Below are 26,653 nucleotides of genomic sequence, written 5' to 3'. Positions count from 1 at the left end.
GGAAGAAGGAACGTGACGGCGGCCGACGACCCGCTAGCGCGACTTGCTACGTGCGCCCTTTCTCGCCCCAGGCGTCCGGCCTGCGTCGCCCGGCGTGGTGGCCGTGTCGCCGCCCATCTGCTCGAGCCACGACAGTGCATCGATGTAGCCGAGAAACTGCCGCAGGTACTCGGGCGAAACGGTGCGCATCAACGACAGCGAACGGTGCACCAGGCTCAGCGAATTCAACGGGCCGGCATTCACGGGCACCTTGTCCAGCGACTCGCGCACCTGTTTTTCGGCGCTGAGGCGCGACCAGAGCGCGCGGACCTCTTCGAGCATGTCGAGCGGCGGGTGGCCGCTGCGGCCGCCGCGATGGTGCTCGATGTCGCCCAGCAGCGCCGCCAGCGGGCTGGGCCCTGCGCCAGAGGGCGGCGCTGGCTGCGGGGGCTCGGCATCGACCGGGCAGGCGGCCTGCAGCTCGGCCAGGCGTTCATGGAGCAAGCGGCGCACTTCGCCCGTCTGCCCTGCCGCGCGCCGCCGCAACGCCTCGATGCGTTGCATCTGCATCGCGTTCGGCCCGACGAGGTGTTCAGTGTTGCGCATGGGGTGCGCCATTGGATGCGGCCGAACGCGGTACGGGAGCAATCTCTACGCGCCGGTTCTTTGCGCGCCCCGCGTCGTCGGCGTTCGAGCTCACGGGATGCTGCGAGCCGAACGCGGCGGCAAAGACCGATGACGCGGCGATGCCCTCGTCAATGAGGGCGCGCGTGACCGTCAGCGCGCGCTTGGCCGACAGCTCCCAATTGTCCGCAAAGAGGCGGTTGCCTGCGCGCACCTGCTGGTCGTCGGCAAAGCCGCTCACCATCAGGATTTCGTCGCGCGACTCAAGGTACGCCGCCAGCGGCCCCGCCAGGCTCTTGAGCAAGGCCCGGCCCTCGGGCTGCAACTGGTCGGAGTTCAGGGCGAACAGCACGCTGCCGTTGATGCCGATGCGCCCATTGACCAGCGTCACCCGCCCCGCCGCCAGCGGGCCAGCCAATGCCTGCTCCAGGGTCTTTCGGCGCTGTGCCTCGGCCTCGCGCTGCCTGACCTCGCGCTCCAGCTTCGACGACAACTCGAGCTGCACCCCGATCACGCCCACCAGAATCAGCACAAAGGCGCCCAGCAATACCGACATCAGGTCGCCGAACGCGGCCCAGACGGGCGCGGTCGCTTCCACGCCGCCGTCGATCTCGTCGCTCATGCCGCCTCGGCTCCGGCACGCGCGCGCTGGCTGCCCAGGCGCTGCAGGTCTTCCATGATCTGCTTTTGCGACAGCATGCTCAGGTCGATCACCTCCCTGGCCTGCGCCACGTAGTAAGCGAGTTGCTCATCGCTGCGGGTGAGCGACTTCTCCAGCGCGGCTTCGATACGCTGCAGGTGCGCGACCAGCGTGTCGTTCGACTCGCCGAAGCGCTGCACGGCCGCCCCGAAGGCGTCGCCCAGGCTGGCCACCTCGATGGCGCTGCCCGTTACCTGCGCGGCCACGGCACCGAGCTTGCCGGTCTCGGCTTCCACGCGGTCCGTGAACTGCGTGCCCACGCGCTCGAGCAGCCCGGCCGATGTCGCGACCAGCGCATCGACGGCCGAGCGCTGCTGCGTCGATGCATGGTTGACGGCATCGAACAGCGTTTCCAGCGTCGACAGCAGGCGCGTGCGCTCTTCGAGCATCGCGGTGTCGCGCGCCATGCTCTCCGAGAGCTTCTGGCGCAATTCGGCCACCACCTCGGCAGCGGCCTTGGGCGCCTCCGACGCGGCCTGCACGAGCCGGGAGATTTCGGCGATCGTCTCGCGCGCATGGGCCTGCGTTTGCGCGGAGATGTCGCGTGCGGTCTGCTCCAGCGCGTCGCAGATGGCCTGCTGGCGACGTGCGGTGTCGGCCCCCGCCTGCTCCCACGCCTCGCGCAGTGTCGCGGCGGTCGAGCCCAGCGTGTCGGCCCACGTGGCAAGCCGCTCTTGGTCGCGCGCCTCGAGTTGCGTCTGCCATGTCGCGTGCGAGCGATCCACCGCCTGCAGCAGCGCTGCCGCGTGCTGCTCGAACGTGGCAGCCGCCTGCTCGAGGGCATGCTGGTGCCGGCTGGCCTGCTCGGCCTGCGTGCGCGCCTGCTGCGCGAGAGCATCGTTCCACGTGCCGGACAGCTGTGCCGCCGTGGTTTCCAGGCGGGCCGAGACGCTGTCGACCCACGCGCCCGAGCGCTGCTCGAACGTCTCGACCAGCCGATCCACGGATGCGCCCATGTGACCGGCCAGCGCTTCGCTGGCGCGCTGATGGTCGCGCAAGGCATTGGCCCAGAGCGTGGAGACGGCCTCCGTCGTCGCCTCGAAACGGTGCGACGCCTCGTCCAGCTGGCGCTGGAGTGCCTGCGTCACGGCCCCGTGCAACGATGCGGTTTCGCGTGCGAGCCCCGCCATGGTCGATTCGACCACCGGCTGCAGCACCGAGCCTGCCGCGCGGGCGCTCTCGGCGGCGCTGTCCTTCAACGATTGCCCCACCGACGAGGCGAGGTCGCGATAGGCCGCCTCGGCCCGCTCGAGAAATGCCTGCTGATTGGCGATCTGCCGCTCGCTGCTGGCGGCGCCCTGCTGTTCGAGCGCTGCCATCATCGCCTGCAGCCGGTCGACCAGCGCGGGCATCACGTCGGCTTGCCGTTGCAGCAGCTTGAACGTTTCTTCCCGCTGATGGGCATGCGAATACATGCGCAGCGTCGTCGCGATCCGCGCGTCGAGCGCCTGCACGGCCTGCTGCCGCTCGCGCCGGCACAGCGCAGCGAGCAGGCCCAGCATGGCCGATGTGGCCACGCCGGCAATCGACGTCCCGAACGAGAAGCCGAGCCCCTTGATCGGCGCAGCGAGCGATGCGCGAATGGCCTGCAGATCCGTCGCGCTCTCGAGCGCGGCGCCGGTGCCCTTGAGCGTCACGACCATGCCGAGCAGGGTGCCGAGCATGCCGAGCAGCACCAGCAGCCCGACCAGGTACGGCGTAAGCGCGGGCGCCGGCAGCGCAGCGCGTTCGCCCTCAACGCGCAGGCGCACGGCGTTGCGCAGGCTTTGCGGCAGCTGTTCGAGCCAGCCGCCGAGCGTGGCCGGCGGCGCCGACAAGCCGTCCACGGCCGTCGCCAGCGTTGCGGTGGCCTGCTGGTAACGACGCAACTCGAGCGCCCCCGCCACGTAGACGCCGCCGATGATGAGCGTGACGATCAATGCCAGCGGATTCGCGCCGACAATGTAGCCGACGGCAATCCACCCCAAGGCGGCGAGCCCGGCGATAAAGACGAAGAGATTCAGGTGTTGTCTGGACATGGTGTCCGCTTAGCAGGATCGAAGGGCCGCGAGCAGCCCGTCGACCGGTTGAAAACGCACATCGAGCTCGGCCAGGAGCACGCTCTGCATGTCTTTGCGGAACGCCTCCAGCCACGCGCGCGATGGTGTCGGTGGGGCGGCAGAGGCCCCGTCTGGCCGCTCAGCCGCTTCTGCCGCTCCGCCCGCCTCCGCGGCAGCGCGCAGCCGCTCGAAGTGCGGGCCAAGCAACGTCGGCACGGTGCCCAGCAGTGTGCGTTCGCGTGCGCCCAGGGCCTGCTCCATGCTGGCGTCCAGCACTGCAAGACGGGCCAGGTCAGGCGTCGAGGCGGCCAGCACGCGGCGCAGGCGGCCACGCAGGCCGCCGATCTCCAGCTCCATGCGGTCCTGCATCAGGACGTAGCGCTGGCGGAAATCCGCATAGTCGGCGGTGGCCACGGCGGTGCCCAGCACCGGCTGGCGCCCCAGTGCGCCGGTGCGTGGCTCGGGGGCACACGTGGAAGCGATGGCCTTGGCGAGCGCCGCGCGCACGCGCGAGCACATGCCGTCCGCATCGGCCGGGCCAATGCGGCTGCCGCTGGAGGCGAGCGCCGGAGGGCTCGCCGTCAGCGCGGTCGAAAGCGTGATGGCATCGGTCCAGCTCAGCCATTGACTGAGCCGGTCGGAAAGCGGCTGCGCCGATTCGCGCACATCGACGTCCGTCAGCCGGGCAAGTAAGCGGATCAGCGCAGGGCCGCTGAGCGCGGTGCGATGCTGGGCGTGCGCCATGCTGTGAGGGCCAAAAAAAGGCAGCAGTTTACACTGCCGCCCGCACCGCTCCAGCCGGTCGTCGGGATAACGCGGCCCGGGCGGCGAATCAGCCGCGCCGGCGTGCCTGCACGGCTGCGGCGAGCGTGTCCAGCAGCGGCTCGGTCTGCGCCCAGCCGAGGCACGCGTCGGTAATCGACACACCGCGCTGCAGCGGCACGCCGGGCTTCAGATCCTGGCGGCCTTCCTCGAGGTGGCTTTCGATCATGACGCCGAGGATGCGGCGCTCGCCGGCCGCCAACTGCCGCGCGACGTCCTGCCCCACGTCGATCTGGCGCACGTGCGATTTGCCCGAGTTCGCGTGCGAGCAGTCGACCATCACGTGCTCGCGCAGCCCTGCCTGGCGCAGGATCGCGCAGGCGTCTTCGATGGCGGCCGCGTCGTAGTTCGGCCCCTTCTTGCCGCCGCGCAGGATCACGTGCGCATCGCGGTTGCCGCGCGTCTCGAAAATGGCGGCCATGCCCATCTTCGTCATGCCCATGAACGAATGCGACGAGCGCGCCGCCAGGATCGCATCGGCCGCGATCTGCACGCCGCCGTCGGTGCCGTTCTTGAAGCCGATCGGGCAGCTCAGACCCGAGGCCAGCTGGCGGTGGCTCTGGCTTTCGGTGGTCCGCGCGCCGATCGCGCCCCAGGCGACCAGGTCGGCGATGTACTGCGGGCTCAGCAGGTCGAGGAATTCCGTGGCGACCGGCAGCCCCAGCGCGTTGACCTCGAGCAGCAGCTCCCGCGCACGGCGCAGCCCCTCGTTGATGCGGAAGCTGCCGTCGAGCCTCGGATCATTGATGTAGCCCTTCCAGCCGACGGTGGTGCGCGGCTTTTCAAAGTACACGCGCATGACGATGAGCAGATCGTCTTGCAGGCGTTGCGCAGCGGCGTGCAGCCGATGGGCATATTCCATCGCCTGATCGTGATCGTGGATCGAGCACGGGCCGACCACCGCGATGAGCCGGTCGTCCTGCCCGTTCAGTGCGGCGGTGATGGCCGTCCGGCTCGCCTCGACGTGGGCCTGCACTTCGGGCGACACGGGCAGCTCGTCGAGCAGCAGTGCCGGCGAGATCAGCGGGCGCACGGCGCCAATGCGCACATCGTCGATACGGGTCGTATCCTGCGTTGCGTCGGCCACGCCGACTTCCTGGTCATGTTGGGGGTTATCGATACGCATCATGGCAAGCAAGGGTGGAAGCTCTCAGCAGCCCGCATGTTGCTACAACTGCGCTGAAAAAGGGGGACAAAGCGCAATCCGGCAGACCGGAGTACCCTTGCGAAGCCGCCAAACGTCCTGATCTGGGCGGAATCCGCGTTCTCCCGCAAGCTAGAGCCGCAGCATCGCGCCCCGACCGGTGCCCGGCGTCATGGTGAAATGAAGAACCCCTATTACGATCCCGCCAAACCCCATCACACGCCGGACGGCTTTCGCAACCGCTACGCACACCCTCGCCCGGGCGGCGATTTCTGGCAATGGCAGCGCGAGCGCCGCCGCCTCGGCCTGCCCAAGCCCCCCACGCGCGACCTGTCCTGCGTTGCACCGAACCTGGCGGCCATCCACCAGCCGCCGGCCGTACCGCAGCTCACGTGGATCGGCCATGAAACGCTGCTGCTGCAGATCGGGGGCCTCAACGTGCTGACCGATCCGGTGTTCTCCAACCGGGCGTCGCCGCTGCCGTTTGCCGGACCGCGCCGGCACCAGCCGCCGGGCCTGTCGCTCAGTCAGTTGCCGCATATCGACCTGGTGCTGATCTCGCACAACCACTACGACCACCTCGACAAGGCCAGCGTGCGAGCCTTGATGCGGCAGCCGGGCGGCGCGCCGATGTTCTTCGTGCCGCCGGGGGTCGAGCGCTGGTTTGCACGCAACGTGCGCGGCACGCGCCTTGCCGGAAAGGGCGCGGACCACGGCGCCAACGTGCGCGCCTTCGACTGGGACGACGAAGCGCGCTTCGGCCCCTTCACCGCGCAGTTCTGCGCCGTGCAGCATTGGTCCGCACGCGGCCTGTACGACCGCAACCAGACGCTCTGGGGCAGCTGGGCGCTGCTGCATCCGCAACTGCGCTTCTGGTTTTCGGGCGACCTCGGATACTCGCAGGACACGCGCGACATCGGCGCCCGCTTCGGCCACTTCGACGTGGCGGCGATTGCCGTGGGCGCCTACGAGCCGCGGTGGTTCATGAAGGCCCAGCACATCGACCCGAGCGAAGCCGTGCAGGTCATGCACGATGTCGGGGCGCGGCAGGCCGTGGGCATCCACTGGGGCACGTTCGAGCTGACGGACGAACCGCTGGACCAGCCCATCACCGACCTGGCAAACGCCCTGAAGGCCGCGGACGTGCCGGCCGAGCGCTTCCTGCTCTTCCGCCATGGCGAGACCCGCGTGTGGGACGCCGCCGCCGAACGCCTCGTCGCCGAGCTGCCGCAAATGAAAACGCGGCCGCGAAATGACTCGCTGGCCGCGCAATAGAACGCTGTCCGGTGCCGATCAGGTCGGGGTCGGCAGCCACGCGCGATCGCGCAGCCGCGCACGGATCCGGGCAATCGCCTGGCTGTGGATCTGGCACACGCGCGACTCCGACACGCCCATCACGGCGCCGATTTCGCGCAGGTTCAGGTCCTGCTCGTAATACAGGCTCATCATCAGCTTCTCGCGCTCGGGCAGCGCCTCGATGGCGGCCACCACCGACTCGCGCAAGTCGTGGTCCAGCAACTGGTCCAGCGGCGTGGCGTCGTTTTCGGCGGCGCGGTTCTCGATGAAGGCGTCGGCGTCTTCGCGGTCGAAGTCTTCGTAATACAGCAGCTGGCTGCCCTGCAGGTCGACAAGCTGCTTCTGGTAGTCGGCCAGCGACATGCCGAGCGCCGTGGCGATCTCGGTTTCGGTGGGCGCGCGGCCCTTCTGCTGCTGCAGTTTCTGAATGGCCTGTTCGATCGTGCGCGCGTTGCGGCGCAACCCGCGCGGCAGCCAGTCGGAGCCGCGCAGCTCATCGAGGATGGCGCCGCGAATGCGCTGGGCCGCGTAGAACTCGAACTGCACGCCCTGCGTTTCTTCATAGCGCGACAGCGCATCGAGCAAACCCATCATGCCGGCCTGGATGAGGTCGTCGAGCTCGACGCTGGCGGGCAGCTTCACCATCATCTGGTTGGCAATGCGACGTACCAGCGGTGCGTACGTGGCCATCTCGTCGGACTTGGTCTTGCGACCGGTTGCGGTGTACATATCCATGCCTGCCTTTGGCGCTTCGTTCATGGTGCGCCTCAATAAACCAGCTCGGCCGCGCGCGTTGCGGCGCGTGGCGTTGCCGTCGGTGCCGAACTCGACATCGTCTGTGCCTGCGCCGACACCATCACCTGCGACGGCGACCCTGCCGCGCCGGCTTGGGGCTGGGCCTCGGCGCTGGCCCAGCTCAGCATCTCCTCGGCCAGCTGGCGGAAGGCCATGGCCGAGGGGGATGCGGGAAACGCGCTCGCCACGGGCTTGCCGAGCGAGAGCGCCAGTTCGATATGCCGGTCTTCCGGCAGATAACCGGCGAAATCAATGCGGGTGTTCAGGTACTGGCCCACGGTGTTGGCGAGGTTGCGGAACACGCGCACCGCAGAATCGACCGAATGCGCGCCGCACACCAGGGTGCGGATGCCCGCGCTGCCCTGCAGCACCGCGGTTTTCTTGAGCAGCGTGTAGGCGCTCTTGATGCCTTCCGCGCCGTCGGAGAACGCCAGCAGCACGTCGTCGCACGCCTCGGCCACGGTGGCCAGCGCGCGCGTACCGAAATGCGCGGCCACCAGCGTCACGTCTGCCGTGTCGTCGTGCTCCTCGAGCACACCGGCCACGGCCACGACGGTCTGGGCACTGACCACCGCAGCGTCGCGACCCAGGGCCGACAACGCAATGCGCAGGTTGTCGACGATGTCATCGACCTGCTCCTGCGCGCCGATCAGCAGCACGCGCCGGCTGGCAGCCTGCCCCAGCATGCGGCGCAGCCCGGCGGCCTGGTCCTTGACGAATGGGGTCGTCATCGTGCCCCCTTGCTCATGCGAAGTCGAACGCGGCCAGACCGGGCTCGCGGCCGAGCTGGCCACGCGCGGCGGCCTGCGCCACCAGCAGCGATTCGTCCGAATCGAGCGCAAACGACGACTGCTCCGCCCCCGCGCGGAAACTGCGATGGATCAGCAGCTTCTTGTTGGGCGCGGCAATGTCTTCCGGCACGCGCTGGCCGTACGACACGTAGTGCAGCGGCAGGCGGCGGCGGATCATCACGTCCATCGCGTGGCCGACCGAAGCGGCCTCGTCGATCTTCGTCAGGATGCAGCCGGCCAGGTTGGCGTCGCCGGTGTGGGCGTTGCGGTAGGCGCTGACCACCTCGTCGAGCGTCTTGCCGTTGCTCGTGGCGTTCAGCAGCAGCAGCCGCTTGATCGACGGGCCCACGGCATGCAGCATCGCCATCTGTTCCGACACGGCGCGGTCGCGCTGGCTCATACCTATGGTGTCGATCAGCACGACGTGCTTCTCGCGCAGGTCGTTCAGCGCAAGGCTCAGGTCCTGCGCGTCCTTCACGGCATGCACCGTGACGCCCAGGATCTTGCCGTAGATGCGCAGCTGCTCGTGGCCGCCGATCCGGTAGCTGTCGGTCGAGAGCAGGGCCACGCGCGACGCGCCATGGCGCAGCACGAAGCGCGCGGCCAGCTTGGCGGTGGTGGTGGTCTTGCCCACACCGGTCGGGCCCATCAGGGCAAACACGCCGCCCTGGTCGAGCAGGCTGTTTTCGTCCTGCACCACGGCGAGGTTCTTTTCGATCGCGCGCTGCACGAAGTCCAGCGCACCTTCATAGGTGTCGTGCTGCGGCATGTTCTCGAGCACGTAGCGCGTGAGCTGCGCCGAGAACCCCGCGTTCAGCATGGTCTGGAACAGGCGCGTACGCACCGGGTCGCCCAGCTTCACACCCAGCGAGGCGAGGCTGGACATGGCGTCGTTCAGCGTGCTCTTGAGCGTGTCGATCTCGCTGACCATGCGGCGCGTCATGGCGTCGCTCTCCGCCTTCAGGTCGGCCTTCAGGTCGGCGCGCAGGTCGATCGCCGAGCGCTGCAGGCGCATGTCTTCGAGGGGCGCTTCGGGCTTGGCCATCGTGTCTTCCATGCGGACGAAGATGTCGTCGGTCGATTGCCGCGCGTGCACCTTCTGCTCGGCGCGCGTGGCACGGGCCTGCGCCTCGACGCGCTCGGCAAAGCTGCGCAGCGCGGGCTTGCGTTCTTCCTGCGCGCGCGGCAACTCGTCGTCTTCCGCGGCGGCGCGGCGGGCAATGAACTGCGCGGTGCTGGCCTGCGCGTGTGCGGCGCTTTCGTTGGCGCGGTCCAGCGACAGACCGGCGAGCATGCGTGTGGAAGCCACGAGCGGGTCTTCGGCCGAAGCCTGTGCGGGCGTCAGGGCGACGTCGTCATCGACGCGCGTCTGCAGCGTGCTGCCGGCGGCCTTGGCGGCGGCAGCCGGTACGGCATCGTCCTGCGCGGCACGGCGCGATGCGATGAAGCGGTTGCGCAGGCGGGCCAGTGCGCTCGGTGCGGGCGTGTCGGTCTGCGCGCTGTGTTCCGCGGGTGCGGCAACAGCGGCCACGGCGGCTTCAGCGGCAGGTGCCGGCTCCGGGATCGGCGCCGGGGCCACCGGACGGCGCTGGGCGGCCCTTGGCGCGGTCGAATGCGGATCGACCAGCGCATCGAGATGCGTGTCGGATGCGGCAATGACCTCGATACCGCCAGGCACGGCGCGGTTCGACAGGATCAGCGCATCGTCGCCCAATTGGTCTCGGACCTTGCGCAACACGTCGCGCGACGTCAGTCCGGTAAATCGATGCATTTTCATGCGCGGCCTCCAAGCATGGCGACAACCTTAATCGTGCGGTGATCGGGAATTTCGGCGTGCGAGAGCACGCGCAGCCCCGGCGCGGCCCGCTTGAAGAGGCGGGCAAGCATCGGGCGCAGCGCGGGCGGCACGAGCAGGACGCCCGTCTGGCCCATCTGTTCGTATTGGCGCGACGAATCGGCGGCCGCCTGCATGAGCGAGTCAGCCAGTTGCGGTTCGATCGGGCCGGCATTCGAGCCAACGACGCTTTGCAGCAAGATGTTCTCCAGATTCGGGTCGAGCGTGACGACCTGCATTTCGGTCTTGTTCGGAAAGAGCTGCTGGGCAATCGCCCGGCCAAGGGCCACGCGCACGGCGGCGGTGAGTTCGGCGGGGTCTTGCGTCCTGCCTCCGTGTTCCGCCAGCGTCTCGACGATGGTGCGGATGTCGCGGATGTGCAGGCCTTCGTCCAGCAGGTTCTGCAGCACCTTCTGCACGGTCGCGACGGGCAACAGCTTGGGCACAACGTCTTCGACCAGCTTCGGTGCTTCCTTGGCCAAATGATCGAGCAACTGCTGCACTTCCAAACGGCCGAGAAGCTCGGTGCTATGGGTGTAAATCAACTGATTGACGTGCGTGGCGATGACCGTGCTGCAATCGACCACCGTATAGCCCTCGGCCTGGGCGCGGTCGCGCACGTCGGCGGTGATCCACAGGGCCGGCAGGCCGAAGGTCGGGTCGACCGTGGGCGTTCCGGGCAGTTGCGTACCGAGGCGCCCGTCCTGGCCACCCGGGTTGATGGCGAGGAACTTGCCCTGCTGCACCTCGCCCTGGCCGATCTCGACGCCCTTGAGCGTGATGCGGTACGACGAGGGCCCCAGCTCCAGGTTGTCGCGAATGTGCACCACCGGCGCCAGGAAGCCCATGTCCTGCGTGAACTTCTTGCGGATGCCCTTGATCCGGCGCAGCAGCTCGCCGTCCTGGCTCTTGTCGACGAGCGGGATCAGGCGGTAGCCGATCTCGAGGCCCAGCACGTCGACCCACGAGACGTCGTCCCAGCTCGCTTCGGGCGTATCGACGGGGGCAATGGCCTGCAGCACCGGCTCGACTTCAGGCACCGCGCGCTTCTTCTTCAGGTACCAGCCGAGGTAGCCCAGCGCACCGCCGAACAGGATGAACGGGAAATGCGGCATGCCTGGCACCAGACCGAGCAGGCCGAGCACGCCGGCGGTCGTCATCAGCACCGTCGGCATGGCGAACAGCTCGCTGGACAGTTGCTGGCCGACGTCCTTGTCGGTCGACACGCGGCTGACCATGATGCCCGCCGCGGTGGAGATCACCAGCGCGGGAATCTGCGCGACCAGCCCGTCGCCGATGGTGAGCAGCGTGTAGTTGGTGGCGGCGTGGCCGATGTCCATGTTGTGCTGGAGCACGCCCACGGCCAGGCCACCGACGATGTTGATGAGCAGGATGGCGATGCCCGCCACCGAATCGCCGCGCACGAACTTGCTGGCACCGTCCATGGAGCCGAAGAATTCGGCTTCCTGGGCGATGGCCGTGCGGCGGCGGCGCGCCTCGTCTTCTCGGATGAGGCCGGCGTTCAGGTCGGCGTCGATGGCCATCTGCTTGCCCGGCATCGCGTCGAGCGTGAAGCGCGCGCTGACCTCGGCGATGCGGCCCGCGCCCTTGCTGATCACCATGAAGTTGATGATCACCAGGATGACGAACAGCACGATGCCGACGGTGTAGTTGCCACCCACCAGGAAGTGGCCGAACGCCTCGATCACCTTGCCGGCGGCGTCGGGGCCGGTGTGACCTTCCATCAGCACCACGCGGGTGGAGGCCACGTTCAGCGACAGCCGCATCAGCGTCGTGATCAGCAGGATGCTGGGGAACGACGAGAAATCCAGCGGCTTGAGCGTGTGCATGCTGATGAGCAGCACGATGATGGACAGCGCGATGTTGAACGTGAACAGCAGGTCCAGCACGAACGGCGGCAGCGGCAACACCATCATCGCCAGGATCAGGATGATCAGCACCGGGCCGGCGGCGGAGCGGTAGTCGCCCTGGCGCAGGAAGCTTTGGACTCGGAGCAAGGCGGCGTTCATCGTGGGGGGACAGGCAGCGGGGGGCTTTTGCGATGGCTGCCATCTTGCCGCCCGCACCGCCAAACCGAAGAAGCGAGAAAGCCGCCCAAAAGGCGGCTTTTCTCTGAAATACCCTCCCACCGGGGGGTGCGCTTTGCCCCCTTCACGCCGCCAGGGGGGCCTGGAGGTGCGTCGTACCAGACTTTCATACAGAATCGCGTACTCAACCAGGCTGTACCAATCCCGTCCCTCAACCGCACCCCTTTCGATACCCTCGCGCTGCAGCAGCGGCCTGGTCGTATGCGCCATGCAGCCCGGGGCGCTGGGTATGGGACTTGCAAATCATCCTGAAACGCCGCCCACAAGACCCGGTTCCAGGCATCACCGCACGAAGGTGGTGCAGTGTCCGGTGCGTGGATGCACCAACCCGATCATAGGCAAGGTTCAATGAAGCACCCCACCTCTGGATTACCGGACATCCATGATTGTTTGCCGGACTGGCCGTTCATCCGATGAGCGGCGCCATGGACCATCAGCTTCATCACGCAAGCAGCGCCGTTGCAGCAAGCCCGCCCCATGCCGCCCAGCACACGATGCTCGAAGACGTCTACGGCATGGCCGTCGGCATGATGTTCATCGTGACGGGGGTGGTGCTGCTCAGCGCAGCCGGACTCGTGACCGGTGGCATTGCAGGGATCGCGTTGCTCGTGTCGTACGTGGCGCCGATGTCGGTCGGCACCATTTTCACGTTGGTCAACGTGCCGTTTTTCGTGTTCGCCTATTTCGTCATGGGCCCGCGTTTTGCCATCAAGTCGACGCTGGCCAGTTGCGGGATCACCCTCCTGCTTGCAGTGACGCGGCAGGCGTTACACATCGATTTTGAGAGCCCGCTGTTTGCGGCGGTGGTGGGCGGAACGCTCAACGGCATGGGGGTGTTGGCGCTGGCCCGGCATGGCTCCGGCGTGGGCGGCACGGGCGTTCTGACGCTCTGGCTGCAGCGCACGCGGGGAATCAATGCGGGGATCGTGCAGGTGGCCATCGACTCGATGATTCTGCTGACATCGCTCCTGGTCATTCCGACCGGCCGTGTGGGCTGGTCGGCCCTGAGCGCGGTTGCCATGAGCGCGATGGTGATCGCATGGCACCGCCCAGGCCGATATAACGTCGTGGTGCGGTAGCGGCAGGCGGGGCCTCACCGACGAAAGCGTCAGCATCAACGTTGGGATTGCCGATCCGTCAGGCGTTGCCGGTGACGTCGTCATCGGCGTCGTCCGGGCCGGGCTGCGGCCCCGGGTCCATATCGGCGGGCACCGGCAGATCGGTCGGGCGCACGGGCGCACGGCCACCGACCTGATGCATGCGGCGCAGCTGATAGACGTACGCCAGCACCTCGGCCACGGCGGCGTACAGCGCCTGCGGAATCTGCTGGCCGATCTCGGTATGCCGGTACAACGCCCGCGCCAGCGGCGGGGCTTCCAGAATCGGGACCTTGTGCTCGGTGCCGAGCTCGCGGATCTTGGCGGCCACCAGGTCGGCGCCCTTGGCCAGCACGCGCGGCGCGCCGCCCTCCTGCTCGGAATAGCGCAGCGCCACGGCGTAGTGCGTCGGGTTGGTGACGATCACGTCGGCCTTGGGCACGTCAGCCATCATGCGGCGCTGGGCGACCTGGCGCTGCATCGCGCGGATGCGGCCCTTGACATGCGGGTCGCCCTCCGACTCGCGGTGCTCCTTGCGCACCTCCTCCTTGGTCATGCGGTGCTTGCGGGCGTATTGCCACAGCGCCAGCGGCACATCGACGGCCGCCACCAGCAGCATCACGCCCGCCATGCAGAGGAACGCCACACCCGCCACATGCATCGTCTCCTGCATGGCGGTGCGCAGATTCTGCTGCGGCAGCTCGATGAAGGCCCCGCGGTAATACGTGATGAGCCACCAGCCCACACCCGCCACGAGCGCCAGCTTGATCAGCAGCCGGGGCAGCTCCAGCAGCCCCTCCACCGAAAACATGCGCGTGAGGCCGTGCAGCTTGAACAGCCGCGTGATGTCCGGTGCCAGCGGCTTGAACGAGATTGCCCCGCGTGTGAGCGCCAGCGGCGTCAGAGCCGCCAGGACAAGCAGAAGCAGCAGCCCGCCCAGCACCACGGCCAGCGGCGTGAACTGCGCCGCCACGTACGTCCACTGGTCTTGGGTGCGGGTGTAGTCGTAACGATGGAACTCCAGGCACCGCGCCAGGAACGACGAGGCCGCCCGCACGATCGCGTCGCCCATGACCCACAGGCCGCCAGCGCCCACGGCCAGCAGGGCGAACGAACCCAGTTCCCGCGATCTGGGAACGTCGCCTTCCTCGCGCGCCTGCTCGAGGCGCCTCGGAGAGGCGGGTTCGGTTTTTTCGAGATCGCTTTCTTCGGACATGCCGGCGCGCGAGGGGTAAACGGAATGAAGTACACAGCACCGGCCTGATGACCGACCGCTGCATTATTCCGGCACCCGCGCCTGGCAGAAGCGTGGAAAAGAGAGCCCGGGAGCGTTTTTTTCGATGAAATGGCCCGGGCTGCAGCGCAAACGTCGTCCATTCAGAGCTGACGTGGGGTTCGCAATGGCGCGGCAACGGCCTGCCGACCGGCAAGACGCCTCTCCGTCATATCGACCTGCGGAAAACTTCGTCGCCTTATGCAGGGGGCGTCCATAGCATGACCCGTTCTCCAAACCAGAATGCAGAACGGACCCACCGTCATGTCGCCCGATCGAGCCAACTCCCCTGCCTTGCCCCTGCGCCAGCGCATGCTGGCGGCCCTGCTCGCCACCGCCCTTGCCACACTCAGTGCGTGCGGCAGCGATTCGCCGCCCGGCACGTCCACAGCCGGCACCGACAACAGCACACCGGACACGCCGGCCCGCAAGCCGAACATCCTGTACATCATGGCCGACGACCTCGGCTATTCCGACATCCATGCCATGGGCGGCGAGATCGACACGCCCAACCTCGACGCGCTGGTGCAGTCGGGCCGGCTGCTGACCAACCACCACGCGGGCACCGTCTGCGCCATCACGCGCGCGATGCTCATTTCGGGCACCGACCACCACCTGGTGGGCGAAGGCACCATGGGTGCGCCCAACGATGAGCGCGCCGGGCTGCCCGGCTACGAGGGCTATCTGAACGACCGCGCGCTGTCGGTCGCGCAACTGCTGAAGGACGGCGGTTATCACACCTACATGGCCGGCAAGTGGCACCTGGGCAACGGCATTGCGGGCAGCGCCGCCAACCTGGGCAAGACGCCCGACCAGTGGGGTTTCGAGCGCTCGTATGCGCTGCTGCCGGGTGCGGCCAGCAACCACTTCGGCCATGAAACCGCCAACGCCAGGAACTACACGGAAGACGGCGCCTATGTGCAACCGGGCCAGCCAGGGCAACCGGGCGGCGTGGGCGGCAGCCCGGCGGTGTTCTATTCGACGGACTTCTACACGCAGAAGCTGATCAGCTACATCGACTCGCACAAGGGCGACGGCAAGCCGTTCTTTGCCTATGCGGCCTACACCTCGCCGCACTGGCCGCTGCAGGTGCCGGACCCGTGGCTGCACAAATATGCCGGCCGCTATGACGCGGGCTACGACGTCATCCGCGATGCGCGCATCGCGCGTCAGAAGGCACTGGGCATCATTCCGGCCGATTTCACGCCGTTTGCCGGGCTGCCCGGCACGACCACGCGTTCGGCCGCATCGCCCAACAACGGCACCGCCAATGCGCGCTACATCAACGCCAACCACGGCCCCGCGCAGGGCTATACCGACTACGGCCCCGGCTACGTCAACAAGAAGTGGAGCGACCTCACGCCGCTGGAGCGCAAGGCGCAGGCGCGCTACATGGAGATCTACGCCGGCATGGTCGAAAACCTCGACTACAACATCGGCCTGTTGATCCAGCACCTGAAAGACATTGGCGAGTACGACAACACCTTCATCATGTTCCAGTCGGACAACGGCGCTGAAGGCTGGCCGATCGACTCCGGCGCCGACCCGAAGGCCACCGATGAAGCCAACGCCACCGAGCCGGTCTACTCCAGGCTCGGCACCGATAACGGCCTGGCCAACGCGCAGCGCCTGCAATACGGCCTGCGCTGGGCCGAGGTGAGCGCCACGCCGTTCAACCTGGTCAAGGGCCATGCGGCCGAAGGCGGTGTCTCCGTGCCAGCCATCGTGCGCCTGCCGGGCCAGACCCAGGCGCTGCCGCCCATCACGCGCTTCACGCATGTGACCGACAACACCGCCACCTTCCTGGCCGTGGCCGGTATTGCGCCGCCCAGTACACCCGCGCAGCCGGCCGTGGACGGCAACGGTGTGGACCAGAACAAGGGCAAGGTGCAATACGGCGGCCGCGCGGTGTATCCGGTGACGGGCGTGTCGCTGCTGGCGTCGATCCGGCAATCTGCCGATGCGGGGCCCATCCACACGCAGCCCTTTGGCGACGAGTCGTACGGCCGCGCCTATCTGCGCAGCGCAGACGGCCGCTGGAAGGCGCTGTGGACCGAACCGCCGCTGGGTGCGGCCGACGGCCACTGGCAGCTCTTCGACATTGCCAGCGACCGCGGCGAGACCAACGATGTCTCTGCGCAGCACCCTGACGTGGCCGCCACGCTGTACCAGCAATGGCATGACTACATGCGCAGCGTTGGCGGTGTGGAGCCGCTGCGCCCACGCGGGTTTTACTGATGGGCGCCGTGGTAGAGAAGCGCAGGCGCAGGGGCTTGCGCTGGTTGTTGGCCGGTGCGCCGCTGGCCGCGGTGACCGCCGTTGCGTTGCACCCGGCCGGCGGCAACATGGCGGCCCGCGCCGCGAACGTGGTCACCGCGCACACCGCCCCACGCCTGCCGCTGGGCACCCCCGACGCCTGTGCCCGCTACGCCGGGTTGCCGCCCGGCTGGCGGCACGACACGCGGGCCGGCATGGTGCACGTGAGCAGCGGCAGCTTCACCTTCGGCACCACGCTCGGCTATCCGGACGAACGCCCCGCGCAGCGTGATGGCACCGCCGCCCAGACGCGCGTGCGCGGCTTCTGGATCGACCAGACGGAGGTGACCAACGCCCAGTTCGCTGCCTTCGTGGCCGCCACCGGCTATGTGACCGACGCCGAGCGCCAGGGCGGCGCGGTGGTGTTTCACGTGCCCGATTCGGCAGAGATGCAGACACGCCCCTATGCATGGTGGCGCTGGGTCAAGGGCGCGGACTGGCGCCACCCGACAGGCGCCGACAGCAGGCTTGCCGATGCCGACAACCAGCCCGTGACACGTGTCACCCAGGCCGATGCACTGGCCTACGCCCGCTGGCTGGGCCACGACCTGCCGACGGAAGCCGAGTGGGAATACGCCGGCAAGGCCGGCCGAGACGGCGCCGATCTTGAAAAAGCTCCGCGCGATGGCAACGGCAAACCCGGCGCCAATTACTGGCAGGGCATCTTTCCCGTGCTGGACACCGCGGAGGACGGCCGCGCAGGCATCGGCCCGGTCGGCTGCTATGCCGCCAACGGCTTCGCGCTGTACGACATGATCGGCAACGTATGGGAATGGACGCGCGACGCCTATACCGGCCCGCATCAGTCTCACGCCAATGGCGACACGCGCGCCGTGGCAGCGCTGGACCAGCCGCAACGCTTTGGGCAGGGCAACAGCCAGCCGAACCGGCCGGTGGTGATCAAGGGCGGCTCGTTCCTCTGCTCGCCGGACTTTTGCGTGCGCTACCGGGCCTCTGCACGCGAGGCGCAGGAAGCCGATCTGCCAGCCGCGCACATCGGGTTCCGGACCATCCTGCGGGATTGAAGGCAGCGGTATTTGCCGTATTGAACGAGGAAAACAAAAAACAAAACGGGCGTTGCGCACATCGTCGCAACGCCCGTTTTGTTGTGTCCGGCGCCAGGTTCAGAAGCCCAGGCTTTCCAGCAGATCGTCCACCTGCTCCTGGTTGGCAACCACATCCGGATGGTCCGGGTTGATCTGCGGACCGTTGAGCAGCGTCGGCGCCACTTCCACGCGCAGGTGTTCCGGCGCGTTGTCGAGCAGGATGCTGACGAGCTGGCTTTCAATGAGCTGCACCACGTCCAGCACCTTCTTGATGACCTGTCCGGTCAGGTCCTGGAAGTCCTGGGCCATCAGGATTTCCATGAGCTGGTGGTTGGTGTCGCGCGTCTTCTGCGGGACGCTGCGCAGGAAGCCGTTGGTCTGGCCGACGAGCTCGCGGATCTCATCATCGCCAAGCTGGCGGTCCATCCACGACTGCCAGCGGTTGACCAGCGCCTCGGCGTCGGACTCGAGTGCGTCCTGCACCGGGCGGGCCGCGTCGATGGCGTTGAGCACGCGGGTAGCCGCCTGCTCCGTCATGTTGGCAATGTAATTGAGGCGGTCACGCGCGTCGGGAATGGCCGAAGCAGCGCGCTCCACGCCCTTGTCCAGGCCCAGCTCGCGCATGCTCTCGCGCAGCATGCGCGTGAGATGGCCAATGCGCTGCAGCATCTCGGGCATGTCGCCGTGGTCGGCACCCTGTGCGGCGCTCGCCTGGGCGCCGTCGTGCATCTCGCTCATCAGGCCCCCGCTTTTTCCAGTTTCTCGAAGATCTTGCCCAGCTTTTCGTCCAGCGTGGCGGCCGTGAACGGCTTGACCACGTAGCCGCTGGCGCCGGCCTGCGCGGCGGCGATGATGTTTTCCTTCTTGGCTTCGGCCGTCACCATCAGCACCGGCAGCTTGCTGATGGACGGGTTGGCATCCGCGCGGATGCTCTGCAGCATCTGCAGACCGTCCATGTTCGGCATGTTCCAGTCCGAGATCACGAAATCGAACCGGCCTTCCTTGACCTTGGCCAGGCCGGCCGCGCCATCTTCGGCTTCGTCGACGTTGGCAAAACCGAGTTCCTTGAGCAGGTTACGCACGATCCGGCGCATCGTCGGAAAGTCATCGACGACGAGGAATCGGAACTGGCTCTTGTCCATGGACACAATCTCCACTTACTAAAATTTTGGGGGGTTCGGGCTTCCTTGGCTGTCTTATCGGCGCTCCTGGCCGATTCTTGAGCGCCGCCGATGCAACGACCCGGTTCGCGGCCCATGGCGGGCGGCCCCACGGGCCGCACCGAAGGCGCGGCCAGCCTGAGAGCCGGCCGGCTACACCCGCGTCACGCGGCCATGGGCGGACAGCCGGGCCAGCACGTGCGGGCCGATCTGCGACAGCGGCAGCACCTCGTGCACGCCGCCGTGCGCCACGGCTTCCTTGGGCATGCCGTAGACCACGCACGAGGCCTCGTCCTGGGCCACGTTGTAGGCGCCGGCGTTGCGCATCTCCAGCATGCCTGCCGCGCCGTCCTTGCCCATGCCGGTGAGGATCACGCCCAGGGCATTGGCCCCTGCGTTGCGCGCGGCGGACCGGAACAGCACGTCCACCGCCGGCCGGTGGCGGTTCACGGGCGGGCCCTGGTCCAACTCGGTGACGTAGTTGGCGCCGCTGCGGCCGAGCGACAGGTGCATGTCGCCCGGGGCGATGTAGGCGTGGCCGGGCAGCACGCGCTCGCCGTGCACGGCCTCCTTCACGCGGATGCGGCACAGGCCGTCCAGCCGCTTGGCGAACGAGGTGGTGAAGCCGGCCGGCATGTGCTGCACGATCAGGATGCCGGGGCAGTCTGGCGGCATTTCCAACAGGAAATCCTTGATCGCCTCGGTGCCGCCGGTGGAGGCGCCCACGATGATGAGCTTCTCCGTCGACGAGAAATGGGTACGCGCCGGGGCCGGGGTGGCTGGGGCGTGCTCGGCCCGCACGTGCGTGCCCTGCGGCGCAGCCGTTGCGGCAACGGGGGCGGCAGTGCGCGGACGCAGCCGTGCCCGGGCGGCCGCGCGGATCTTGTCGGCGATCTGGTCGGCGTATTCGTTCATGCCGTCGCGCATGCCGAGCTTGGGCTTGGCGACAAAATCCACCGCGCCGAGCTCCAGCGCACGCAGCGTGGCTTCAGAGCCGCGCTCCGTGAGCGACGAGATCATCACCACCGGCGTCGGGCGCAGGCGCATGAGCTTTTCCAGGAAGTCGAGCCCGTCCATCTTGGGCATTTCGACGTCCAGCGTGAGCACGTCCGGGTTGGTCTGCTTGATGAGGTCGCGCGCGATGATGGGGTCTGGCGCCACGCCCACCACTTCCATGTCGGGCTGCGCGTTGATGATCTCCTTCAGGATGCTGCGGATCAGTGCCGAATCGTCGATACACAGCACCTGAATCTTGCGTTTGTCGTTCATATGGAGAGCAAGGATCAGGAATGATGGGGATACGGGAACGGGAACGGGATTACGTAAACAGTTGCAGGCGCGAAGGCGGCTTGGCCGCGATGGATTTCGACAGCTTGCTGGCGTACTGCGCTTCGCCATCGAGCTCGGCCGCGGAACTTTGCGAGCGCAGCTTGCGCACCATGATCTGTCCGGTGGAAGGCACGAAGTAGACCTTGCGCGGATACACGTCAAAGAGATCCTTGGCCGCCACGGGCAAGCCTTCGTTGCGCAGGAACTCGAGGACGAACTTGCCGTTGCGCTCGCCCACGTCGAGCGTGCTCATGCCGGCCAGAACGGCCGCGCCGCCAAACACCTTGATCTCCAGGTGTTCGCGCCGGGCGCCGGCCTTGTAGAGCTGGTTGAGCAGGACTTCCATGGCGTGCGTGCCGTAGCGCATCGATGGTGACAGGATCGACTCGGCCTCGTTGCGCGAGGGCAGCATGAAATGGTTCATGCCCCCGATGCCGAGGATCTTGTCGCGCACGCAGGCCGTCACGCAGGAGCCGAGCACGGTCACCAGCATCAGGTCTTCCGTGGTGACGTAGTACTCGCCGGGCAGCACCTTCATCGCGCGGCGGCTGAAGGTGGTGTCGTAATACGCGTGCGTGCTGGCGGCCGACTGCGCGAGCGTGGCCATCGCGCCCGCCGTCATGCCGCTGTCGCTGCGCACGGTGTCAGCCGGGGCACGCGGGGTGGCCTTTTTGCCGAATTCGATCATCGCGCGCCCGCCATCTTCGCGCGCACGTCGGGCGCGATCTCATAGACCGTCTTGCCGCGCAGCGACCACGCCTTGCTGATCTGCAGAAAGCTCTCCGAATGGCCCGCAAAGAGCAGGCCGTCGGGCTTCATGACGTCGATGAAGTGCTCCAGGATCTTGGCCTGCGTGGGCTTATCGAAATAGATCATCACGTTGCGGCAGAAGATCACGTCGAACTTCTGCGTGAGCGGCCAGTCGCGGTCGAGCAGGTTGATCTGACGGAAGTCGATCATGGCCTGCAGCTCGGGCCGCACGCGCGCATAGCCTTCGTGCTTGCCGGTGCCGCGTAGGAAGTACTTCTTCAGCCGCTCGGTGGACAGCGCCGCGACGCGCTCCATCGGGTAGATGCCGGCACGCGCGCGGGCCAGCGCGTTCGTGTCCACGTCGGAGGCGATCACGCTCACCTGCCCCGGATGCATCGAGCCGAAGGTCTCGGCCAGGGTGATGGCGATCGAGTACGGCTCTTCCCCGGTGGACGAGGCCGAGCACCACACCGTGAACGGCGTGCGCTTGGCCTTGGCGTGCTCGGCCAGGATCGGGAAGTGGTGCTGCTCGCGGAAGAACGCGGTCAGGTTGGTGGTGAGCGCGTTGGTGAAGGCCTCCCACTCGTCGGGCAGGTGGCCGTTCTCCAGGGCGTCGAGATAATCGCGGAACGAGCCGAGGTTGACCACGCGCAGGCGGCGGGCCAGGCGGCTGTAGACCATCTCGCTCTTGCGGTCGGACAGCGAAATGCCCGCGCGCCGATAGATCAGGCCACGGATGCGGGCGAAATCCTCCGCCGTGAACGAAAACTCACGCGACGCGAGCGTCGGCGAAACCGGCGCCAAGGTGTGTGCCATAGCCATTGATAACTACCCCGTAATTGCGGGTCTGGCGCCCGCTATCCATGCTCGGCGGGCGTCACGACCGTGGCCGCCACGCCAGGTTTGCTGCTGCAGAGCCGGCGTCAGAACGTGCTCCAGTCATCATCATCGGCAGAACCGGCCGCCAGCTTGAGGGCGGGCCCTGCCGATGCGGCCGAAACCGCCGCCACTGCGACGGGATGGGCCGGCACATGTGCTTCGTTGGCCGCTTTTTCTGTGCGTGCGGTGGTCGCCACCGGCGCAGACGGTGCATTCTCCGGCGTCTGCGCGGGCGCGACCGGCGCTGCAGCAGCCTTGCGCGAGCCCTGAGCGCGCGCTACGGCCGGCACGACGTCGTGTCTGGGCGGGTGCGTCTGGCTGCGCGGGGCCGGGCTGGCCGGCGCACGAGCCGCTTCGGCAGCGGGTGCAGCCGCCTCGGCAGACGCATCGGTGCGGAACGCCGCCACGGCGTCGCGCAGCAGTTGCGCCTGCTCTTCCAGCGACAGGGCAGCGGCCGCGGCCTCTTCCACCAGCGCGGCGTTCTGCTGCGTGACCTCGTCCATCTGGTTCACGGCCTGGTTGACCTGCTCGATGCCGCTGCTCTGTTCGTCCGAGGCGGCCGAGATCTCGCCCATGATGTCGGTCACGCGCTTGACGGCCACCACGACTTCTTCGATCACCTCGCCGGCCTCCGCCACCAGCGCCGAGCCGTTGCGCACGCGGCCCACCGAATCGCCAATCAGCGCCTTGATCTCCTTGGCCGCCGTGGCCGAACGCTGCGCGAGGCTGCGCACCTCGCCCGCCACCACGGCAAACCCGCGCCCCTGCTCGCCCGCACGCGCAGCTTCCACTGCCGCATTCAGCGCCAGGATGTTGGTCTGGAAGGCAATGCCTTCGATCACCCCGATGATGTCGGCGATCTTCTTGCTGCTTTCATTGATGCCCGCCATGGTCTCCACCACGCGGCCCACGACTTCGCCGCCCTTGACGGCGATATCCGACGCATTGCCCGCCAGCTGGCTCGCCTGCCGGGCGTTGTCGGCGTTCTGCTTCACGATGCTCGTGAGCTCTTCCATGCTCGATGCCGTTTCTTCCAGCGAGCTGGCCTGCTCTTCCGTACGCTGCGACAGATCGGCGTTGCCGGCGGCGATCTGTTGGGTGGCGCTGGCAATGGAATCGGCGGAGCGCTTGATGTTGCTGATGGTGCTGGTCAACTGCTGCTGCATCTGGGCCATGGCGAAGAGCATGCTGTCGCGGTCGCCCGGGCGGGTCTGCACATGCACGGCGAGGTCGCCGGCGGCGATGCGGCGCGCGATGTCGGCCGCGTATGACGGCTCGCCACCCAGCTGGCGCGACAGGCGGCGCGCAATCACGAGCCCCAGCACGATGCCCAGCAGCGCACCGGCGCACGCCAGGACGACCATCACGAGCCGCGAGCGCTGGGCATCGTCCCGCGCCTTGACGGTGGACGCCGCAGACACCTCCTCCACGCGCTTGACCATCTTGTCGAGCGTCTTCTCGAACGCAGCGGTGTCGTCGAGCAGGCCGACGTTCTCGGCCGTGACGCGGCTGTCGAACTGCGTCGGGTCCAGGCCCTGCTTGTCCATCAGCGCAACGAAGTCGTTCATGCGCTTGCTCCACACGGGGTAGACGGCATCCACCTCGCGGATCATCTTCTTGCCCTCGTCAGAGGTGAACAGCGGACGCACGTTGTCCACGCCCTCCTTCAGGCGCTGCATGCTGTCGGCGATCTGGCCGCTGAGCGTCTTGCGCTCGCTGAGCGTGGTGGCGATCAGCAGTGCCGTCTGCGCACGGCTGGCATGGGCGAGGCTGTTGGCCGCACCGCCCATCTGCGTGATGGCGCGCATCTGCTTCTGGGCCAGCTCTTCGCTGGCTTTCGTCAACTGCGTGATCGTATAGATGCCCAACCCGCCAATGGCCGCACCCATTGCGGCCACGATCAGGAATCCGCCGGTGAGGACCGTGGACACCGGCAAGCGCTTGATCCAACCCATGTTTGTCTACCCCTCTCTTTCTGTATGCCCCTGTAACCGCTATCGGCCCCCAGGGGACGGCTCTTTAGAACCGCCTAGGGCGCATGCCCCTTCAGAGGGGGATCACCCCGTCTTTGCGACATGACCTGCCCAGGCAAAAAAAAACCTGCCCCGAGGGGCAGGCTGCACACCACAAACACGCACGAGAGAGCTTTCGCGAGCAGCGAAGATCTCGTGCATACATGGTTAAAAGGTTTCCCAGTCGCTGTCGTCGCCGCCTGCGGCGACCAGCTTCGGTGTTTGCAACTTGGGCGCTGGCGCGGCCGCCTTTGCCACAGGGGCGGCGGCTGCGCTGCGCGTGCCTTGTTGTACGGTTGCAGGCGCTGCCGCCACGGCCGCAGCGGTGGCTCGGGCCGGAGCCGCGGCAGTCGGCGTCGGGCGCGCCGCGCGAACACGGGCGGCCTTGGCCTGCGGTTCGGCCCTGGCCACCGCGGTTGCGGCAACGCGCGATTCGGGGTGGCCCGCAGGTGGCGTTGCGGCCGGCGTACCCGCTTGCGTGCGGAAGGCCGCCACGGCCTGGCGCAGCCCATCGGCCTGCTCCTGCAGCGACATGGCGGCAGCAGCCGCCTGCTCGACCAGCGCGGCGTTCTGCTGCGTGGTCTCGTCCATCTGGTTCACGGCCTGGTTGACCTGCTCGATGCCGGTGCTCTGCTCGTCCGACGCCGAGCTGATCTCGCCCATGATGTCGGTCACGCGCTTGACGGCAACGACCACCTCGTCGATCACGCTGCCCGCTTCGGCCACCAGCATGGAGCCGTTTTCGACACGGCCCACCGAATCGCTGATCAGTTCCTTGATCTCCTTGGCCGCCGTGGCCGAACGCTGCGCGAGGCTGCGCACCTCGCCCGCCACCACGGCAAACCCGCGTCCCTGCTCGCCCGCACGCGCAGCTTCCACTGCCGCATTCAGCGCCAGGATGTTGGTCTGGAAGGCAATGCCTTCGATCACCCCGATGATGTCGGCGATCTTCTTGCTGCTTTCATTGATGCCCGCCATGGTCTCCACCACGCGGCCCACGACTTCGCCGCCCTTGACGGCGATATCCGACGCATTGCCCGCCAGCTGGCTCGCCTGCCGGGCGTTGTCGGCGTTCTGCTTCACGATGCTCGTGAGCTCTTCCATGCTCGACGCGGTTTCCTCGAGCGCGGAAGCCTGCTGCTCGGTGCGCTGCGACAGATCGGCGTTGCCGCTGGCGATCTGCTGCGTGGCGCTGGCGATCGAGTCGGAGCCCGCGCGCACCTGGCCCACCATCCTCTGCAGGCTTTCCTGCATGCGTTGCAGGGCCAGCAGCAAGCGGCCGGTTTCATCGGCGCGGTCCACATGGATCGTGTGGGTGAGGTCGCCCTGGGTAATGTGCTCGGCCTGCTCGATGGCCTGCATCAGCGGCACCGTGATGGACCGGCGCAGCGCCCATGTCATCAGCCCACCGGCCACGATGCCGCCCAGCAGCAGCGCCGAAGTCAGCGCGCTCAGGTTGTCGTGCTCACGCTGCGTGGCCTCGTAGCTCGCGCGGGCGACATCCACCTGCATGCGGTTGAGGGCGATCACCGTATCGCCCAGCGGGCGGTACAGCGCGGGCATGACGTCCATGACGGTCTTGCTGATGCGCGCCTCGTCATGCGCCTGCACCGCCTGCAGCAGAACCTCCACGCCATCGCGCAGGAAGGCGGCGCGCTGGCTTTCGGCCTGCTCGGCCAGCTTGCGCTCGTCGGCCGCGACCGGCAGCGCGCGATAGCGCTTCCAGGCGGCGTCCGACTTGTCGAGGAACATCCTCGCGCGCTCGATCGTCTTGTCGATCCCTGGCGCATTGGGCGCCATGGCGGCCCGGTCCAGCACGATGCGCAGGCTCAGCAGGTTGGCATCGGACTCCGCCAATGCGACGGCCCCCGCCAGTTGAACGGAGTACGTTTCCTGCACACGGGTATTGGCGTGCCGCATGCCAATGAGGCCCGTCACACCAACGATGACGGCGAGCACTCCCACACCCGCCATCATCAGCCCCAACCGGAGCCGGATGGTCATTCTGCTGAACATGCTTTCCTCCCCTTGAGGCGCTGCACCTGTTGTGGCGGTGTCTTGTCGCCTGCCGGGCCTCCCCGGCCCGGACCGATCGGCCGCGGGCACGCAACGCGCCCCGGCCGGATTCATGTTGCCGATCAGGCCGCTTCGGCCTCGTCGCACAGTGCCATGTCGGCCGACATGAGCAGTCGCTCGATGTCCACCAGGATCAGCATGCGTTCATCGATCGAGCCCAGGCCGCGGATGTACTCCGTGTCCAGCGCCCCCGAAAACTCCGGCGCCGGCTTGATCTGCTGACTTTGCAGCGTCAGCACGTCGGACACGCCATCCACCACGATGCCGACCACGCGGTCCTTCAGGTTCAGGATGATGACGACGGTGTACTGGTTGTACTCCACGCGCTCGAGCTGGAACTTGATGCGCAGGTCCACGATCGGGACGATGATGCCGCGCAGGTTGATCACGCCCTTGATGAAGTCCGGTGCGTTGGCAATGCGCGTGACAGTCTCGTAGCCGCGGATTTCCTGCACCTTCAGGATGTCGATGCCGTATTCCTCGCGGCCCAGCGTGAAGGCCAGGTACTCTTCCCCGCCGGTGTCTTCTCCGATCGCGTGTTCCTTGACTTCCATTGCGGCTCCCCTTGGCCCGTCGGGCCACT

General features: G+C 67.5%; 22 protein-coding genes. 4 read left to right on the top strand and 18 right to left on the bottom strand.

Features of this window, described 5'->3' with window-relative positions; translation table 11 throughout:
* Positions 1-33: 33 nt before the first annotated feature.
* The 5 genes from TK49_RS20830 to TK49_RS20810 form a co-directional block, all read right to left on the bottom strand.
* Positions 34-585 carry a DUF2894 domain-containing protein gene (locus TK49_RS20830; RefSeq protein WP_045219696.1) on the bottom strand — a complete coding sequence of 184 codons (552 nt, stop codon included), beginning with the start codon at positions 583-585 and terminating at the stop codon, positions 34-36.
* The gene (locus tag TK49_RS20825; RefSeq protein ID WP_045219694.1) at positions 572-1,225 is read right to left on the bottom strand and encodes an OmpA family protein; all 654 of its coding nucleotides are present in this window, start codon (positions 1,223-1,225) and stop codon (positions 572-574) included. The genes TK49_RS20830 and TK49_RS20825 overlap by 14 nt, the downstream gene beginning before the upstream one ends.
* Entirely contained in the window at positions 1,222-3,321 is a 2,100-nt protein-coding gene (locus tag TK49_RS20820) for a DUF802 domain-containing protein (RefSeq protein WP_045219691.1), read from the bottom strand. The genes TK49_RS20825 and TK49_RS20820 overlap by 4 nt, the downstream gene beginning before the upstream one ends.
* A gap of 9 nt (positions 3,322-3,330) precedes the next feature.
* Positions 3,331-4,086: a DUF3348 domain-containing protein gene (locus tag TK49_RS20815; RefSeq protein WP_045219689.1), complete on the bottom strand. Its 756-nt coding sequence runs from the start codon at positions 4,084-4,086 to the stop codon at positions 3,331-3,333.
* An 88-nt stretch (positions 4,087-4,174) separates the two neighbouring features.
* A complete protein-coding gene (locus tag TK49_RS20810) occupies positions 4,175-5,293 on the bottom strand; it encodes a 3-deoxy-7-phosphoheptulonate synthase (RefSeq protein ID WP_045219687.1) in 1,119 nt (372 codons plus the stop codon).
* 195 nt (positions 5,294-5,488) lie between these two features.
* On the opposite strand from TK49_RS20810, the gene TK49_RS20805 reads away from it, so the two are divergent.
* A complete protein-coding gene (locus tag TK49_RS20805) occupies positions 5,489-6,583 on the top strand; it encodes an MBL fold metallo-hydrolase (RefSeq protein ID WP_045219685.1) in 1,095 nt (364 codons plus the stop codon).
* Positions 6,584-6,601: 18 nt separating this feature from the next.
* On the opposite strand, the gene TK49_RS20800 is transcribed toward TK49_RS20805, so the two are convergent.
* From TK49_RS20800 to flhA, 4 genes are read right to left on the bottom strand one after another with little or no spacing between them, the layout of a single operon-like run.
* On the bottom strand, positions 6,602-7,363 hold the full coding sequence (locus tag TK49_RS20800) for an RNA polymerase sigma factor FliA (protein WP_045219683.1): 762 nt from the start codon (positions 7,361-7,363) through the stop codon (positions 6,602-6,604).
* A gap of 8 nt (positions 7,364-7,371) precedes the next feature.
* Positions 7,372-8,130, bottom strand: a complete 759-nt coding sequence (locus TK49_RS20795; RefSeq protein WP_045219681.1) for a MinD/ParA family ATP-binding protein — start codon at positions 8,128-8,130, stop codon at positions 7,372-7,374.
* 13 nt (positions 8,131-8,143) lie between these two features.
* Complete coding sequence (flhF, locus tag TK49_RS20790; protein WP_045219679.1) at positions 8,144-9,967, bottom strand: flagellar biosynthesis GTPase FlhF; 1,824 nt, start codon at positions 9,965-9,967, stop codon at positions 8,144-8,146.
* Positions 9,964-12,054, bottom strand: a complete 2,091-nt coding sequence (flhA, locus tag TK49_RS20785; RefSeq protein WP_045219676.1) for a flagellar biosynthesis protein FlhA — start codon at positions 12,052-12,054, stop codon at positions 9,964-9,966. Before flhA ends, flhF begins: the two co-directional genes overlap by 4 nt.
* A gap of 464 nt (positions 12,055-12,518) precedes the next feature.
* Between flhA and TK49_RS20780 the strand changes: the two genes are divergently transcribed.
* Positions 12,519-13,211 carry a YitT family protein gene (locus TK49_RS20780; RefSeq protein ID WP_238587576.1) on the top strand — a complete coding sequence of 231 codons (693 nt, stop codon included), beginning with the start codon at positions 12,519-12,521 and terminating at the stop codon, positions 13,209-13,211.
* A gap of 58 nt (positions 13,212-13,269) precedes the next feature.
* On the opposite strand, the gene flhB is transcribed toward TK49_RS20780, so the two are convergent.
* Positions 13,270-14,445: a flagellar biosynthesis protein FlhB gene (gene flhB, locus TK49_RS20775; RefSeq protein ID WP_045219673.1), complete on the bottom strand. Its 1,176-nt coding sequence runs from the start codon at positions 14,443-14,445 to the stop codon at positions 13,270-13,272.
* Between the two features lie 321 nt (positions 14,446-14,766).
* Here flhB and TK49_RS20770 point away from each other — a divergent pair, with 321 nt between their 5' ends.
* Together TK49_RS20770 and TK49_RS20765 are read left to right on the top strand one after the other, a co-directional pair.
* On the top strand, positions 14,767-16,740 hold the full coding sequence (locus tag TK49_RS20770) for an arylsulfatase (protein ID WP_045220436.1): 1,974 nt from the start codon (positions 14,767-14,769) through the stop codon (positions 16,738-16,740).
* A gap of 35 nt (positions 16,741-16,775) precedes the next feature.
* Positions 16,776-17,843 carry a formylglycine-generating enzyme family protein gene (locus tag TK49_RS20765; RefSeq protein ID WP_045220435.1) on the top strand — a complete coding sequence of 356 codons (1,068 nt, stop codon included), beginning with the start codon at positions 16,776-16,778 and terminating at the stop codon, positions 17,841-17,843.
* A 99-nt stretch (positions 17,844-17,942) separates the two neighbouring features.
* Here TK49_RS20765 and cheZ read toward each other — a convergent pair whose 3' ends face one another.
* The 8 genes from cheZ to TK49_RS20725 form a co-directional block, all read right to left on the bottom strand.
* Positions 17,943-18,602, bottom strand: coding sequence for a protein phosphatase CheZ (cheZ, locus tag TK49_RS20760; protein ID WP_045219671.1), 660 nt, complete (start codon positions 18,600-18,602; stop codon positions 17,943-17,945).
* Positions 18,602-19,006 (bottom strand): chemotaxis response regulator CheY, encoded by a 405-nt coding sequence (cheY, locus tag TK49_RS20755; RefSeq protein WP_045219669.1) that lies wholly within the window; start codon positions 19,004-19,006, stop codon positions 18,602-18,604. Before cheY ends, cheZ begins: the two co-directional genes overlap by 1 nt.
* Before the next feature lie 171 nt (positions 19,007-19,177).
* Positions 19,178-20,293 (bottom strand): protein-glutamate methylesterase/protein-glutamine glutaminase, encoded by a 1,116-nt coding sequence (locus tag TK49_RS20750; RefSeq protein ID WP_045219667.1) that lies wholly within the window; start codon positions 20,291-20,293, stop codon positions 19,178-19,180.
* Between the two features lie 49 nt (positions 20,294-20,342).
* Complete coding sequence (cheD, locus tag TK49_RS20745; RefSeq protein WP_045220432.1) at positions 20,343-20,960, bottom strand: chemoreceptor glutamine deamidase CheD; 618 nt, start codon at positions 20,958-20,960, stop codon at positions 20,343-20,345.
* A 77-nt stretch (positions 20,961-21,037) separates the two neighbouring features.
* A complete protein-coding gene (locus TK49_RS20740; RefSeq protein ID WP_045219665.1) occupies positions 21,038-21,919 on the bottom strand; it encodes a CheR family methyltransferase in 882 nt (293 codons plus the stop codon).
* Between the two features lie 107 nt (positions 21,920-22,026).
* Positions 22,027-23,937: a methyl-accepting chemotaxis protein gene (locus TK49_RS20735; protein WP_045219664.1), complete on the bottom strand. Its 1,911-nt coding sequence runs from the start codon at positions 23,935-23,937 to the stop codon at positions 22,027-22,029.
* Between the two features lie 225 nt (positions 23,938-24,162).
* Entirely contained in the window at positions 24,163-26,010 is a 1,848-nt protein-coding gene (locus tag TK49_RS20730; protein WP_045219662.1) for a methyl-accepting chemotaxis protein, read from the bottom strand.
* A gap of 122 nt (positions 26,011-26,132) precedes the next feature.
* Positions 26,133-26,624, bottom strand: a complete 492-nt coding sequence (locus TK49_RS20725; protein WP_045219660.1) for a chemotaxis protein CheW — start codon at positions 26,622-26,624, stop codon at positions 26,133-26,135.
* Between the last annotated feature and the right edge of the window lie 29 nt (positions 26,625-26,653).

The sequence above is a fragment of the Ralstonia mannitolilytica genome (genome assembly GCF_000954135.1).
Lineage (GTDB): Bacteria > Pseudomonadota > Gammaproteobacteria > Burkholderiales > Burkholderiaceae > Ralstonia > Ralstonia mannitolilytica.
This window is presented reverse-complemented; position numbering and strand designations above follow the sequence as displayed.